Origin of the sequence: Streptomyces sp. NPDC006602 (genome assembly GCF_042870385.1) — a bacterium.
In the GTDB taxonomy this organism is placed as follows: domain Bacteria; phylum Actinomycetota; class Actinomycetes; order Streptomycetales; family Streptomycetaceae; genus Streptomyces.
In genome coordinates this window covers 42,410-57,287 of record NZ_JBIAHG010000011.1, presented here as the reverse complement: position 1 = coordinate 57,287, position 14,878 = coordinate 42,410, and the positions used below count along the sequence as shown (strand labels likewise).

The window sequence follows — 14,878 nt, the reverse complement described above, 5'->3', positions numbered from 1 at the left end:
GGACAGGGAGGGTGAGCTGATCGGCCGGGTGAAACTCATGGACGTGGCGCGCTTCCATCTCATCCCCGCACCCCCTTGCCGCCGGCCGCCTCCTTCCGGATGAGCTGGAGGAAGGTCGGCGTGTTCTCCGTCGTGCGGACGTCGACGAAGGCGCGCACGTGACCGGCGTCGACGACCTGGCGTACCAGCTCGTGTGCCAGATCGATACGTGCCGTGTAGCGGCCGGGCAGGCGGGACGTGCCGACCCCGTAGTCGCTGACCGTGTCCGTGTCGAAGAGGCCGCCCGGGCGGAGGATCGTCCAGTCGAGGTCGGTGTCGCGGACGACGGCTTCCAGGCGGCGCATGTCGTCGTAGACCGTGCGGCCCATGAACCGCATGACGGCCGGCTCCAGCACCTTGCGGAACAGGAGGTTCTCGCCGGGCGCCGGTGTTCCGAAGAGGACCGTGGAGGTCACGGCGACGAGGCGTCGTACGCCGTGCTTGGTCATGGCCTGGGTGATGTGGGTGGCACCGGCGGAGTACACGGTCACCGGGTCCTTGCCGTACGGGACGCCGAGCGCCGAGATGACGGCGTCCTGCCCGGCCACCGCACGCTCGACGGCGGCGGGATCGTGTATGTCGGCCTCGATCACCCGCAGTAGCGGGCCCCGCACCGGGAAGGTCTCCGGGTGGCGTGTGACGGCGGTGACCGCGTGGCCCTCCGCGCTCGCCCGCTCGACGACCAGCCGGCCCGTCGGCCCGTTCGCGCCGAAAACGACAATGTCCATTGTTCTGTCTCCTCTTGGGGTCTTGAGGTCTTGAGGTCTTGAGGTCTCGCCAGCAAGAGGAGGAGAGCGGCCGCGAGTGTGACACCCCGCCCAAAAATCGGAGTTAATGCGGGTAACACCCGAGGTCAGCGGAGTAAGCGCGTACCGACCAATCAGTTTGGTGAAAACCTCGCGCACAGGCCTACCTCCGAGTAGCGTGCGTGGCTCCGCTCGCCCCCCCAACTCCTGAGCCGCGCAAGGAGCACCGGGATGTCCTACGACCCGTCACCGTCGTACCCGTATCAGCACCCACGTCAGCACCCGAATCAGCACCCGACTCAGCACCCACCGCACGATGCGTCACCGTCGTACGCCACCTATCCGTGGCAGCCACCCGTCCCACCCGAACCGGCGAGACAGCGTCCCCGACGGCACTCCGCCCTCGGCCACCACAGCGACCTGCGGATCCTGCGCAGCGCCTACCGCTGGCAGCGGCGCACGGCCACGCTCGCCGCGCTCGGGTACTTCACGCTTTTCCTGATCCTGTCCGCGTCCGCTCCGGGCTTCATGACGAGCACGGTCGCCGACGGACTGCCCACCGGTCTGCTGCTCGCGCTGCTTCAACTGCCCGTCACCGGGCTGGCGATCGCGCTGTACGAGCACACGGCCCGCCGTTACGTCGATCCGATCGCGGACCGCATCCGCAGGGAGTCGGAACTGAACGTCAAGCGGGAGGAGGCGGCGACGCGATGACGGGATTCAGCGATTCGGCGCAGGCGATGTCACTGGTGGCGTTCTCGACGGTAGCCACCATCACGCTGCTGCTGTGCGTGATGACCGGCCCCGACCGGGACGACCTCGACGAGTTCTACACCGGCTACAACTCCCTGTCCCCCATGCGCAACGGCCTCGCGATCGCGGGGGACTACATCTCCGCCGCGACCGTGCTCGGCACGGGTGGGGTGATCGCGCTGTGCGGGTACGACGGTGTCGTCCTCGCCCTCAGTACGGCACTGTCGCTGATGCTGCTGATGTTCCTGCTGGCCGAACCCCTGCGCAACGCAGGCCGGTTCACCATGGGCGACGCGCTGGCGCGGCGGATGCCCGGGCGGAGTGTGCGGATCGCCGCGTGTGCGGTGACCATCGCCGCGCTGCTGCCGCTGATGCTGGTGCAACTGGCCGGTACGGGACAGTTGTTGGCGTTCATCCTCGGCTTCTCCGGCGATGCGCTGAAGACCGGCTGCATCATCGGGCTGGGCGCGATGATGATCAGCTACGCGGCGATCGGCGGCATGAAAGGCACGGCTCTCATCCAGATCCTGAAGATCGTGATGCTGCTCGGATCGGGCACCGTGGTCGCCGTACTGATCATGAACAGGTTCGACTGGGATCCGGGCGCGCTGTTCGGCACGGCGGCGGAGCAGAGCGGAGTCGGGTCCACCTTCCTGCAGTCGGGGCTGGAGTTCGCGGGCAGCCCGCATCCCCGCCTCGACATGGTCAGCACCCAGCTGGCCGTGGTCCTCGGCGGCGGCTGTCTGCCGCACATCACCATGCGCATGTACACCGCCTCCAGCGCCCGCCAGGTCCGCCGTTCGATGTCCTGGGCGGTGGCGTCGGTGGCGCTGTTCGTGCTGGTCATCACGGTCGTCGGGTTCGGAGCGACGGCGCTGGTCGGCCGGGCGGTGATCGCGCAGGCGGACCCGCAGGGCAACACGGCGTATCTGCTGGCCTCCCGGGCGGCGTTCGGCGCGGACGTCTCCCTGGCGGAGACGCTGCTGTTCACGACCGTCACGACGGCGATCTTCCTGACCCTGCTCGCCTCGGTCGCCGGCATGATCCTCGCCTGCGCCAACTCCCTCGCCCACGACGTGTTCGCGGCCCGTGTGCGGGAGATGTCCGAGCGCCGCGAGATGATGCTGGCGCGGATGTCGGCGCTGGCGGTCGGCGTCGCGGCGATCGTGCTGGCCACGCTGGTCCAGCACCGCAGTCTGCAACCCCTCGTGACCCTCTCCTTCTGCATCGGCGCCTCCGCCATCGCGCCCGCCCTCGTCTACAGCCTCTTCTGGCGCCGCTACACCCGAGCGGGCCTGCTCTGCACGCTGATCGGCGGCTCGCTGGTGGTGCTGTTGCTGATGCCGGGCACGAACCTGGTCTCCGGCTCCCCCACCTCCGCCTTCCCCGAGGCCGACTTCAACTGGTTCCCGTTCACGACGACGGGCCTGGTGTCGATCCCGGCCGGCTTCGCCTTCGGGTGGCTGGGGACGGTGGCGTCGGGGCGGCAGAAGTCGGAGGAGCAGCGGCGGCAGTACGAGGCTGTGGAGGGGTGGATTCTGGCGGGGGCGGTGCGGAAGGGGAGCTGAGGTCGCTGAGATCGCTGAGATCACCGAGGTCGTCGACGGGGCGCCCACTCAGTGCCGGGCGCCCCCCGACACACGACGTCACTCCATCGCCGTTCGCCCCGTGAGCGCGGCCAGACTGTTGCGTACGTGATCCATCTGCGCCCGTACGTCGTCCCACCGCTCCCCGTGCTCCCGCAGCACCCGTTCCGTCTCCCGGGCGATGCGCTCCTCCCGCACCCGCGCCTCCGCGAGCAGCTCGGCCGCGCGCGCCCGCGCCTCCTCCTGCCGCAATCGCGCCAACGCCTCCGCATCGGCGAACGCCTGCTTCGCCTCCGACAACGCCGCTTCGGCCCGCGCCACCCGCTCGGCGTTGTGCGCGTCCAGTGCGGCCGCCCGCTGCTCCGCATCCCGCTCGGCCTCGGCCCACCGCTCGGCGTGCTCGTTGGCGTGTTCGCCGAGCATCCCGGTGGTGCGCTGCCGCACCTCGCGCAACGCCGCAAGCGCCTCCCCGCGCCCCTCCTTCACCTCGCGCCGGGCTCCGATGCGGATCTCGTCGGCCTCGGCGCGCGCCGCGAGCAGGCGCTGCCGGGCGCGTTCCTCGGCCTCGGAGCGTACGGCGTCGGCGTGTGCCTGTGCCGCCTCGCGCACGCCGTCCGCGCGCTCCCGCGCCTCCTCGACGAGGCGCTGCGCCTCCTGCCGCGCACCCTCCCGTACGGCGTGGGCCTCCTCCTGCCCGAGCTCGAAGAGCCGGCGCGCACGCTCCCCGAGCGCCTCGTACGTCTGCGGGGCGAGCTCCGCCACGGTCTCCCGCAGCCGCGCCGCCTCCACCTCCATCTCCTTGGCGAGCACGGTGAGACGGGCGGCGCGCTCCCAGGCGGCGTCGCGGTCCCGGGAGAGCGCGTCGGCGTACGCATCGACCTGTTCGGGGCGGTAGCCGCGCCCCCGTACGGCCACGAATCCATGTGGTGAAACCGACGCGCCGCTCATCCTGGAACCCCTCTCCGTCGAACTCTGTGCCGGACGTCGAGCTCTCCGCCGGGCTCTCCGCCGAACCGACACGAATGGATGCGAAATAATGATTTCGCGGACATCTTGATGTATCGGGCGGAAGTGTTCATAACGCGACACTCCGCGCGCCGGCTTCAGACAAGCGGTACGCAGGGCACGCAGGGCACGGGCACGCAGGGCAGGGGGGGGTTGGGGGGGGGGGGGGGGGGGGGGGGGGGGGGGCCGCGGCGGGGGGGGGGGGGGGGGGGGGGGGGGCGCGGCGCCCCCCCCCCCCCCCCGCCCGCGGGGGGGCCCCCCCCCCCCCCCCCCCCCCCGGCCCTTTTCGCGCAGGGTGTCTCAGCTGAGGCGCCTCACAGCAGCCCGTCCCACATCTGCTCCAGCAGCACCGACCACCAGCTCTCCGGGGAACCGAGCGCCGCCGGGTCGAGCGCGGCCAACTGGGCCTGGAAGTCGACGGTCCAGCGTCCCGCCTGCTCCTGGTTCAGCCCGAACCTGAGCCGCCACATCCGCCCGAGCAGCGCCAGGCACCGCTGGAACTCGGGCAGCCCCGTGTTCACGAACTGCGGCGGTACGGGCGCACCGCCCGCCCCCGCCTCCACGGGCACCGCGACGATGTTCGCCGTGCCGTACTGCACGCAGACCGCACGGCCGAAGTCGCTGCCCATGACGAGATACGAGCCCGCGTCCGAGGCCGGCTGCACCCCGCGCTCGGCCGCCAGCTCCGCCAGCGTCGGCACCGGCCGCCCCGGCTGGGCCTGCGCCCAGAAGAACGGCCCCATGTCCATCGGCAGCCCCGCCACCACCAGCGAGTGCGCCACCAACGGCGGCACACCCTGCCGGGACACGGCGGCCTGCTCGAACCGGAAGACCCCCGGCCCGAACGCCCCCGCGACCTCCTGCGCGACGCCCTCCGGCGGGATCGGCGGCGCGGGCTGCACCCGCGGAACCGGAACCCGTACCGGAGCCGGGCGGGCGGGCCCGTCGGCGACCTGGTGCAACTCGCCCTGATGTTCGAGGAGTTGCTGCATGCCCTGCTGCCGGCTCGCGTGATCCGTGCCGTACGGCGCGATGCTCGTGATCCGCGCCTGCGGCCACTGCTCCCGGATCATCCGCGCACAGTACGCACCCGGCAGCTCGCACGACTCCAACTCCGTGTGCAGCTCCAGCACCTGGTCCGGCGGCACGTTCATCGACCGCAGCTCGTGGAAGATCTGCCACTCCGGATGCGGCGTCCCCGGCGCCGAACGCCGGATCAGCTGCTGCTCGGAGCCGTCCTGCGCGCGGTACCGCAATACGGCCTGATATCCGGGCCCGACCGTCGGCTGCCCCTGCTGCTGCGGATAGCCGTACGCCGACGGCTGCCCCGGCATGGGCTGCTGTCCCGGCGGCGGCACGGCACCCGGAGGCGGCACGGCACCGGGAGGCATCGGCGGCGGAGGTGCGCCGGGAGTGCCCACCGGAGGCCCGGACAGCACGGTCTCCGCATGGTGTACGGCACCTCGCGCGCCGGGGGCGCCAGGGGCACCGGGCGGCTGCGGCATGCCGGGGACGCCCTGAGGCTGAGGTGCGCCAGGCGTGCCCGGGGCACCGGGCGGCTTGGGTCCACCAGGGGCGCCGGGCACACCCGGAGCTCCCGGCGGCTGCGGCATGCCCCCACCGGGGCCCATCCGCCCGGGATCGGCAAACATCGTGGCGGCATGGTGGGCCTCACCCGGAGGTGTACCGCCGGGCGGATTCGGAGCCCCAGGAGCACCCGGAGCCTGCGGAACCCCCGGACCGCCGACAGGCCCCTGAGAGCCGTCGGGGCCGAGCGTCGACACCATCTGCGTCGGCACGTACCCGCCCGCAGGCGCACCCGGCGCACCGTGACCGGCCGACGGGGGCGGGCCGCCCGGACGCGCGCCCGGCGTTCCCGGAGCACCCGGCGGAGGCGGCGGGATTGCCCCGGCACGACGCGGCGGAGGCGCCGCCTTGCTCGTCGCGGCGTCGGCGATGTCCCCGGCGTTCGGCGCGAGCGGCCGCCCGCCCGGCGCACCGGGCCCGGGAGCGGGAGGCTGAGGCGCCCCCGCGGCACCGTTGGGCGCCTGCGGATAGCCGTACGACTGAGGCGCGCCCGACGGCGGCGTCGCCCCCGGCCCGGGAACACCGGGAGGCGGCGTACCCGGCGCCCTGGGCCCCTGCGGATAGCCGTACGACGAAGGCGGAGGCGGCTGCGGCGGCGTGGTCCCCGCAGGCGGCGTCCCCCGCACACCCGGACCCTGCGGATAGCCGTACGACGAAGGCGCGCCCGGAGCCCCAGCCCCTGCCCCAGCCCCTGCCGAATTCGCCGCACCCGCGTCATCCACCGCCGGAGCACCCGCCGCCGGCGGAAGCCCGCTGCCGCCCGACATCAGCGCACTCTTGGCGTCCGGCGGGGCATCCGGAGCATCCTCGTCGTCCGCACCGCTCAGCGGCGGCGCGAACACGGTCGCGGGCAGCGGAACGGAACGGTCCTCGCCCGCATCCGCGTTGGTGTCGGTCCCGGCCCAGGGCGTCGCCCCCGCAGGCACACCAGGAGCAGCCGGCGCAGGAGCAGGCCGCGCCCCCGACAGCACACCGGAAGGCCCGGCCTCCGTCCGAGGAAGCGGCTCCCCGCCGCCCACGGCCCCGCCCCCGGCATTCGCCCGCGCAGCAGCCACACCGCCACCAGAAGTCCTGGAACCACCGGAACTCCCAGACCCCCGCCGATCCGGAATCCCCAACTTGTCCGCCGCCTCCTGCAACCACTCCGGCGGAGTCAGCAAGAACGACGTCTGGTTCAGGTCGACCCGGGCCGCAGGCGCCGGTGCCGCATCGGCGACGACATCCGCTCGGCCGTACTCCTCCTCGTACCGGCGGATCACCTCGCCCACCGGCAGCGCGGGCCACAGCGTGGCCTCCCCGCTGTCCCGGGCGATGACCAACCGCTGACCGCCGCCGGAACGCGGCCCGTCCGCACGGTCCTCGCCCCACACCACGAACCCGAGGTCGAACTCCCTTACCCGCACCTCACGATGCTGGTACGACGGCACATCCCCGTTGATCCATTCCTCGGCGCGCTCCTGCGCCTGCGCAAAGGTCACCATGGTCCAGCTCACTCCCCCACCGACGAGACAGGCACGGACCGCGCGAACCCGCCGTCCACCATCAGGTTCGCCACCGTCTCCAACTCCGGCGGATTGCCCGCCAGTCGCGACAGGAACGCGTCGAAGTCGTCACCACACGGCAGCAGCAGCCGCTCCACCCGCTCGGCCGGCGCCCACGAAGGATCGACGTCCCGCGCGTCGTCGTAGGCGCAGAACCAGACCGAACCGACCCGCCCGCCCTTCACCTTCACGGCCAGCAGCCCGCCCTGCACGAAGCCGACTCCCAGGTAATCCTTGGTCAGATGGTCACGCAGGCACTTGTTGACGTACACGAGGTCGTTGACCGCCGCCTCGTCCCGCACCGTGAAGAACGGCTGGTCGATCAGCAGGCCCAACTCGGCGTCCAGGGCCGCGCCCACCGGCGCGCACCCACCCGCCGCCTTCAGGAACGACCGGTACGCGCCCGGCAGCCGGTACCCGAGATCCTCCTCGACGCCCAGCACCTGCGACTCGGTCACCGCCACACCCGACTTCGGCAGCCCGAAGTGCGCCGGACGCGTCTCCTGGAGCGGCCGTGTACCCCTCTTGTCCTGGTCCACAGCAGCCGTCGCGATCCCACCGTGATGCCGCAGCAACGCCTTCACATCGACCGGCACCAGCTCCAGCCGCCGCGAGCCCGCCGCGTGATGCCACGTCCAGCCGTGCGGGGTCGCCACCGCGGGCACCGTGTCCCACAACTCGTGCCCCGTGGCCGCCAAAGCCGCGTTCGCCGAAACGTAGTCCGTCAGCCGCAACTCGTCGACCCCGAAACCCTCGGGCGGATCGGCGATCTCCGCGACCGCACGCGCGTAGGGCGAGAAGTCGGGGTAGCCGCGCTCGTCCACCCGCACCCCTCTCGGGTGACGGGCCGCCCGGACCGGATCCGGGAAATGCACGACCTGCCCGGCATAGGCCGCGTTCGGCGGCGCGGCTTGTTGCCCGAGCCGACCTGTCGTCATGGCGGTTGCCCCCTGCGGCACTCTGGTACGGCCCGCAGCGGCCACCTCCGGCCACTACGCCCCGTATCGACTGTCTCGTCCGTCTCCACGCGTCGACCGCGTGGATCGCGGTGCCGACAGCCTATGCGGTACGACAAGTCGGGTCACCGGGCACCGCCCAGCACCCCTCCGCTTCCGTGACCAGCCGTCACCCCGCCGTGACAGCCCGCCCAAACCCAGGCGTGTCGCGCCGCCCCAGCTTCCGCACCAGCCACGCCGTTTGGCACTCTGTGTCGTCCGGGGGATGCTCGTGAGGGGATGACGATCATGAACGCGACGCAGACGGGACCACACGCAGGACCGCGACCAGGCACGTCCGGCGACCCCCGGACCGCCCGGCAGACAGCACCGCACGCAGACCCGCACACCGGTCCCTCCGGCGATCCCCGCATCGGATGGAGCAGCGACGAGACGCCACACGCCCCCAGCCTGCGCCACCGCCGCGACGGCATACTCCCCACCGTCGCCGCCGCCCTCTCCGTGCGCGGCGCCACCCTCACCGGCACTGCCGCCCGCGGCGACCAGCCGCCCGCCCTGCACCCCCTCGTCCAGGACTTCCTCGACACCCTCCCCAGCGACCGACGCGACCGCTTCACCGGCCGCTGCGCCGAAGCCATGCTCATCTCACGCCACATCGCCGCCATCGACGCCGCCCGCACCAAACGCGCCGCCCGCAGACCGATCACCAACGGCGAGGCCCGCAAGACCCTCAAGCAGGCAAAGCTCACCACCAGACACATCCGCGAGGACGGCGACCCCCTGCACGGCAGCTTCGCCGCCCCCTGCCGTGCCTGCACAGCCCTCAGCGCCCACTTCGGCGTCCATGTCATCGACTCCACGACGACGGACGACTGAGTCCGTCGGGCTCACCGCACTACATCAACAGGACGCACATCAACAAGGCACCCCGCCACGACGGCCGCAACCGCAACCATCCGACGACCACGACTGCCTCGACCTCGACGAACCCAGGGAAGATGCACCCCGACCGCGCCTCCACCACACGCTTCTCCGTACCCGTCGACGCCGCCCTGCGCGCCGCCGGCTGGCAACCCGGACGCTGGGACATAAAACAGGCCGAAGTCTGGGCCGACACCCTGCGCGAGCACGCCTCACCCGCCGGACACCGGCACGCCGTCTTCCCCGCCGCCGTCGAAGCCTGGGCCGAGTTCGGCGGCCTTCACCTCACACCCACCGGCCCCGGCCGCCAGATCGCCCCCGCCGCCGTCCACCTCGACCCCCTGTACGGCCTTCACATGGCGCGCACCCTCGGCGACCTCGGCCGCGCCCTCGACACCGAGGTCTGCCCGCTCGGCACCGAGACCGCCACGCACGCGATCCTCGCCATCGACACCGAAGGCCGCGTCTACTCCCTCGACCACACCGGCGACTGGTACCTCGGCCCCGACCTCGACCAGGCCCTCGCGGCCCTCGTCTCCGGCATCGAACCGACCCGCCTGACGGCGGGCTGACCCTCCCCAGAGCGATCGCGCTAGGCCGCCGGAATCACCGCCGACACCCGAAATCCCCCCGCATCCGTCGGCCCCGACACGAACACACCACCCAGCGCCACGACCCGCTCCCGCATCCCCACCAGCCCGTTGCCACCGGACGGCAACCGCGCCGACGACTCCGAGGCCACCTCGGGCGGCGGCTCGTTCTCCACCTGCATCGCGATCTCCGACACCCGATGCGCGAGCCGCACATACGTCTTCGCCCCCGCCGCGTGCTTATGGACGTTCGTCAGCGCCTCCTGCACCACCCGGAACGCCGTCTGCTCGATGTCCGCGGCATACGACCGCGTCTCCCCCTCCACCGACAGATCGACCACCATCCCCGCGGCCGCCGACTGCCCCACCAGCACATCCAGATCCGACAAGCACGGCCCGTCCGCGACCACCTCGTCGTCCACGACCCGGGAGGCCGCCGCGGCCGCGGCCACTCCCACCGCCGCCAACGGCACACCCTCCCGCCGCACAGCCGCCCCGCCGTCCCCGCTGCGCAGCACCCCGAGCATCTCCCGCAACTCGGTCAACGCCTGCCGCCCCATGTCCCCCACGAGCGCGGCGTTCTTCACAGCCTTCTCAGGATCCTTCCGCGCAACGGCCTGAAGCGCGGCGGCATGGACGACCATCAGGCTCACCCGATGCGCCACGACGTCGTGCATCTCACGCGCGATCCGCGTCCGCTCCTCGTTCCGAGCCCACTCGGCCCGCTCCTCGGCCCGCTCGGCCAGCAACTGCAGCTCCCGCTCCAGACTGTCCGCCCGCTCCCGCAAACTCTCCATCAACCGCCGCCGCGCCCCCACATACAGCCCCAGCAGCAACGGCGGCGCAGTCAGCCCCAACGACGTGGTGATCGCCGCGAACGGGAGGAACCAGTCCCCCAGCGTCAAGCTCCCCCGCGCCATGTCCTGCCGCACCCGCACGAACGTCACGATCAGCGTCCCCACCAGCGACATCCCCGCCAGCGACCCGATGATCCGGCGCGGCAGCTCCGACGCGGCCAGCGTGTACAGGCCGACGATGCCCATCACAAAGCCCATCTGGGCGGGCGTGATCGCGATCGACACGAGCACCACAGCGATCGGCCACCGCCGCCGCAACACCAGTACCGAGCCGGCCAACAGGCCGAACACGATCCCCGCAGCGACCGGAATCCCCGCGTCCCGCGCGAACGGATACCCCTCCACCGCGCACTCCACCGCGGACACCACGGCCAGACTCACGTCCAGCACCGCACTACGCCGCCTGGCCCACCACCACGGCCCTCCCAAGGCCGTCGCGTGGTCTTCCCCCGTCGTGGTCATGCCTTCCAGCCTACGGGCGCCGGGGGCCCCATTTCCGGTGAGTTTCCGTGACTGGCCTACACCACATTCCGTGACCGGACAGTGACGAAACCGACCGATATCCCTCGAACTGCTGAATCGCTCACCGTTCGACCCCGGAAGATCGGATTCCGGTCGGACGGTATGCCCATGGCACATTCGCAAGGCAGGTACGCGGACTTCGAACGGCTGCGGGAGCAGGCGGTGGCGTTGCGGCGCGGCGGCTACAGCCTTCGCCAGATCCGCGACGAGCTGAAGATCTTCAACAACGACATCCTCAACCAGCTGGTGAAGGGAGAGCCGCCACCGGAGTGGACGAAGCGACCGAACGCGAAGGACGACCTGCGAGAGAGGGCGCGGGAGCTACGACTCCAGGGCTGGACGTACGACCAGATTGAGACTGAGTTGGGCTGCTCCAGGAGCTCGGTGTCGCTGTGGGTGCGGGATCTGCCGAAGCCTGAGCCGCGCTACACGCCAGAGGAGCATCGAGCGCTCATGCAGGCCGGGCTGACCCGTCTGCGCAACGCGCAGGACGAGGAGCGCCAGCGGGTAAAGGACAGCGCTACCCGGGAGATCGGCGAGCTCACCGACAGGGATCTGTTCATGGCTGGCATCGCGCTCTACTGGGCCGAGGGACAGAAGAGCAAGCCGTATCAGCGCCGGGAAGTCGTGAACTTCGTCAACAGCGACCCCGCGGTGATCCAAGTCTTCCTTGCCTGGCTCGACTTGCTGGGTGTGGCCCGCGAGCGACTCGGCTACCGGGTCATGATCCACGAGAGCGCGGATGTGACAGGTGCCGAGCAGTTCTGGGCCGATCTCGTTGGCATCGACGCATCCGCTCTACAGCGGACGACGCTCAAGAAGCACAACCCCAAAACCGTTCGCAAGAACATCGGCGACAGCTATCGGGGCTGCCTCGTCATCCGAGTCCGGCAAGGAGCCGAGTTGTACTGCCGCATCGACGGCTGGTGGAACGGGATAGCTGCTGGCGCCACTGCGCGACTCCGGTAAGGTCTGACGCACGGTCCCCCGTGGTGTAACCAGGCAGCACACCAAGTTTTGGTCTTGGCAGGTCAAGGTTCGAATCCTTGCGGGGGAGCCACAGCGCGCAAGACCTCGGTTCGGGCCCTGACAGCACAGTCAGGGCCCTTACTCATGTCCCCCACGAAACGCCCCGGTATCCTGCGGATGTCCACCCCTCCCCCTCCACAGCCGAAGGGCAACCCCGTGAGCGCCATTCGCCCGGCAGCCGTCGTCGTTCTTGCAGCGGGTGAGGGCACCCGTATGAAGTCGGCCACACCCAAGGTTCTGCACGAGATCTGTGGCCGGCCCCTCGTGGGCCATGTGCTGGCAGCCGCGCGTGAGTTGGACCCCGAGAACCTCGTCGTGGTCGTGGGTCACGCCCGTGAGAAGGTCACCGCGCATCTGGCGCAGACCGACGCCGAGGTGCGTACCGCGGTGCAGGCGCGGCAGAACGGTACGGGGCATGCCGTACGGATGGCGTTGGAGGAGTTGGGCGGGCCGGTCGACGGGACCGTGGTCGTCGTGTGCGGGGACACGCCTCTGCTCACGGGGGAGACGCTGCGGCAGCTCGCTGCCACCCACTCCGCCGACGGCAACGCCGTCACCGTGCTGACCGCCTCGGTTCCGGACGCGACCGGCTACGGCCGGATCGTGCGCGACGAGGTCTCCGGGGCCGTCACCGCGATCGTCGAGCACAAGGACGCCAGCGACGCGCAGCGGGCCATCCGGGAGATCAACTCCGGGGTGTTCGCCTTCGACGGGCAGCTCCTCGCGGACGCGCTCGGGAAGGTGCGTACGGACAACTCCCAGGGCGAGGAGTACCTGACCGACGTCCTCGGGATCCTGCGTGAGGCCGGGCACCGCGTGGGCGCCTCGGTCGCCGGTGATCATCGTGAGATCGCCGGGATCAACAACCGGGTGCAGCTCTCCGAGGCGCGGCGGATCCTCAACGAGCGGTTGCTGAACCGCGCGATGCTCGCCGGTGTGACCGTCATCGATCCGGCCACGACCTGGGTCGATGTGACCGTCACCTTCGAGCAGGACGCCGTCGTGCATCCGGGGACGCAGCTGCGCGGCGCCACTCATCTCGGCGAGGGTGCCGAGGTGGGGCCCAACTGCCGGCTGACGGACACCCTCGTGGGCGCGGGGGCGCGGCTGGACAACACGGTCGCGGACGGGGCTGAGGTCGGGCCGCAGGCGACCGTGGGGCCGTACGCCTATCTGCGGCCTGGTACGCGTCTTGGGCTGAAGGCCAAGGTGGGTACGTACGTGGAGACCAAGAACGCCTCGATCGGCGAGGGGACGAAGGTTCCGCACCTGTCCTATGTCGGTGACGCGACCATTGGTGAGTACACCAACATCGGGGCCGCCAGCGTGTTCGTGAACTACGACGGGCAGGACAAGCACCACACCACCGTTGGGTCTCACTGCCGGACCGGTTCGGACAACATGTTTGTGGCGCCTGTCACGGTCGGGGACGGTGCGTACACCGCCGCGGGGTCCGTGATCACGAAGGACGTGCCGCCCGGTTCGCTGGCCGTGGCCCGCGGTCAGCAGCGGAATATCGAGGGTTGGGTGGCCCGTAAGCGTCCGGGCAGCGCGGCCGCGAAGGCGGCCGAGGCGGCCTCGCGGCAGGGCGAGCGCGAAGGCTGACCGGAAACGAGTGCGTCGAACACGGCGTACCGTGATAAGCGAACATCTGCACGCCCCACCAGCCGAGACGGCCTCTCGCAGCCAGTTGAGACGGTCTGTCGGTACCCAGTTGAGACACCTCTGAGGAGACTTGTTGTGACCGGGATCAAGACGACCGGCGAGAAGAAGATGATGTTCTTCTCCGGCCGCGCCCACCCCGAGCTTGCCAAGGAGGTCGCCCAGCAGCTGGGTGTCGGGGTCGTCCCGACGAAGGCCTTCGACTTCGCGAATGGCGAGATCTATGTGCGCTATCAGGAGTCGGCCCGCGGTGCGGACTGCTTCGTGATCCAGAGCCACACGGCTCCGATCAACCAGTGGATCATGGAGCAGCTGATCATGATCGATGCGCTGAAGCGTGCGTCGGCCCGCTCCATCACTGTGATCGTGCCGTTCTACGGTTACGCGCGGCAGGACAAGAAGCACCGTGGACGTGAGCCGATCTCGGCGCGTCTGATCGCGGACCTGATGAAGACGGCTGGTGCCCACCGCATCCTGACCGTGGATCTGCACACGGACCAGATCCAGGGCTTCTTCGACGGCCCGGTGGACCACCTCTTCGCTCTTCCCCTCCTCGCGGACTACGTGGGCAGGAAGGTCGACAAGGGCAAGCTGACGGTCGTGTCCCCGGACGCGGGCCGGGTGCGGGTCGCCGACCGCTGGTGCGACCGGCTGGGCGCGCCGCTGGCCATCGTGCACAAGCGGCGCGACAAGGACGTGGCGAACCAGGTGACCGTCCATGAGGTCGTGGGTGAGGTCAAGGGCCGGGTGTGTGTGCTGGTCGATGACATGATCGACACCGGTGGCACGATCTGCGCGGCCGCGGACGCGCTGTTCGCGCACGGCGCGGAGGACGTCATCGTGACGGCGACGCACGGTGTGCTGTCGGGTCCGGCGGCGGACCGGCTGAAGAACTCGCGGGTGAGCGAGTTCATCTTCACGGACACGCTGCCGACGCCGGGTGAGCTGGGCGTGGACCTGGACAAGATCAAGGTGTTGTCGATCGCGCCGACGATCGCGAGCGCGGTGCGTGAGGTGTTCGAGGACGGTTCGGTGACGAGCCTGTTCGACGAGCAGTAAGCACTGCCCGAAGATCCTTTTGGGT

General features: G+C 70.7%; 12 protein-coding genes and 1 tRNA gene. 8 read left to right on the top strand and 5 right to left on the bottom strand.

Translation table 11 applies throughout. From position 1 onward, the window contains the following. Positions 1-59: 59 nt before the first annotated feature. Positions 60-767: an NAD(P)-dependent oxidoreductase gene (locus ACFYO2_RS26205; protein ID WP_388353683.1), complete on the bottom strand. Its 708-nt coding sequence runs from the start codon at positions 765-767 to the stop codon at positions 60-62. A 249-nt stretch (positions 768-1,016) separates the two neighbouring features. Between ACFYO2_RS26205 and ACFYO2_RS26200 the strand changes: the two genes are divergently transcribed. Both ACFYO2_RS26200 and ACFYO2_RS26195 read left to right on the top strand, forming a co-directional pair. Further along, a complete protein-coding gene (locus ACFYO2_RS26200) occupies positions 1,017-1,499 on the top strand; it encodes a DUF485 domain-containing protein (protein WP_388353681.1) in 483 nt (160 codons plus the stop codon). Beyond that, positions 1,496-3,106: a cation acetate symporter gene (locus tag ACFYO2_RS26195; protein ID WP_388353679.1), complete on the top strand. Its 1,611-nt coding sequence runs from the start codon at positions 1,496-1,498 to the stop codon at positions 3,104-3,106. The genes ACFYO2_RS26200 and ACFYO2_RS26195 overlap by 4 nt, the downstream gene beginning before the upstream one ends. Positions 3,107-3,184: 78 nt before the next feature. On the opposite strand, the gene ACFYO2_RS26190 is transcribed toward ACFYO2_RS26195, so the two are convergent. The 3 genes from ACFYO2_RS26190 to ACFYO2_RS26180 all read right to left on the bottom strand — a co-directional run bounded on the left by ACFYO2_RS26190 (position 3,185) and on the right by ACFYO2_RS26180 (position 8,195). After that, the gene (locus ACFYO2_RS26190; protein WP_388353676.1) at positions 3,185-4,072 is read right to left on the bottom strand and encodes a cellulose-binding protein; all 888 of its coding nucleotides are present in this window, start codon (positions 4,070-4,072) and stop codon (positions 3,185-3,187) included. A gap of 371 nt (positions 4,073-4,443) precedes the next feature. Continuing rightward, positions 4,444-7,197, bottom strand: coding sequence for an SUKH-4 family immunity protein (locus tag ACFYO2_RS26185; protein WP_388353674.1), 2,754 nt, complete (start codon positions 7,195-7,197; stop codon positions 4,444-4,446). A gap of 8 nt (positions 7,198-7,205) precedes the next feature. After that, a complete protein-coding gene (locus ACFYO2_RS26180) occupies positions 7,206-8,195 on the bottom strand; it encodes an SMI1/KNR4 family protein (protein WP_388353671.1) in 990 nt (329 codons plus the stop codon). A 297-nt stretch (positions 8,196-8,492) separates the two neighbouring features. Here ACFYO2_RS26180 and ACFYO2_RS26175 point away from each other — a divergent pair, with 297 nt between their 5' ends. Together ACFYO2_RS26175 and ACFYO2_RS26170 are read left to right on the top strand one after the other, a co-directional pair. Continuing rightward, positions 8,493-9,089 carry a YwqJ-related putative deaminase gene (locus ACFYO2_RS26175; RefSeq protein ID WP_388353669.1) on the top strand — a complete coding sequence of 199 codons (597 nt, stop codon included), beginning with the start codon at positions 8,493-8,495 and terminating at the stop codon, positions 9,087-9,089. A 122-nt stretch (positions 9,090-9,211) separates the two neighbouring features. Then, the gene (locus ACFYO2_RS26170; RefSeq protein WP_388353667.1) at positions 9,212-9,706 is read left to right on the top strand and encodes an SUKH-3 domain-containing protein; all 495 of its coding nucleotides are present in this window, start codon (positions 9,212-9,214) and stop codon (positions 9,704-9,706) included. A gap of 20 nt (positions 9,707-9,726) precedes the next feature. Here the strand turns inward: ACFYO2_RS26170 and ACFYO2_RS26165 are convergent, their stop codons facing one another. After that, entirely contained in the window at positions 9,727-11,043 is a 1,317-nt protein-coding gene (locus ACFYO2_RS26165) for a sensor histidine kinase (protein ID WP_388353664.1), read from the bottom strand. A 168-nt stretch (positions 11,044-11,211) separates the two neighbouring features. On the opposite strand from ACFYO2_RS26165, the gene ACFYO2_RS26160 reads away from it, so the two are divergent. The 4 genes from ACFYO2_RS26160 (at position 11,212) to ACFYO2_RS26145 (ending at position 14,853) form a co-directional block, all read left to right on the top strand. Continuing rightward, entirely contained in the window at positions 11,212-12,072 is an 861-nt protein-coding gene (locus ACFYO2_RS26160) for a hypothetical protein (RefSeq protein ID WP_388353661.1), read from the top strand. A 14-nt stretch (positions 12,073-12,086) separates the two neighbouring features. Beyond that, positions 12,087-12,163 (top strand) — tRNA-Gln (locus ACFYO2_RS26155). Positions 12,164-12,288: 125 nt separating this feature from the next. Then, positions 12,289-13,737 carry a bifunctional UDP-N-acetylglucosamine diphosphorylase/glucosamine-1-phosphate N-acetyltransferase GlmU gene (gene glmU, locus ACFYO2_RS26150; RefSeq protein WP_388353658.1) on the top strand — a complete coding sequence of 483 codons (1,449 nt, stop codon included), beginning with the start codon at positions 12,289-12,291 and terminating at the stop codon, positions 13,735-13,737. Positions 13,738-13,872: 135 nt separating this feature from the next. Then, positions 13,873-14,853: a ribose-phosphate diphosphokinase gene (locus ACFYO2_RS26145; RefSeq protein ID WP_388353657.1), complete on the top strand. Its 981-nt coding sequence runs from the start codon at positions 13,873-13,875 to the stop codon at positions 14,851-14,853. Positions 14,854-14,878 lie beyond the last annotated feature (25 nt).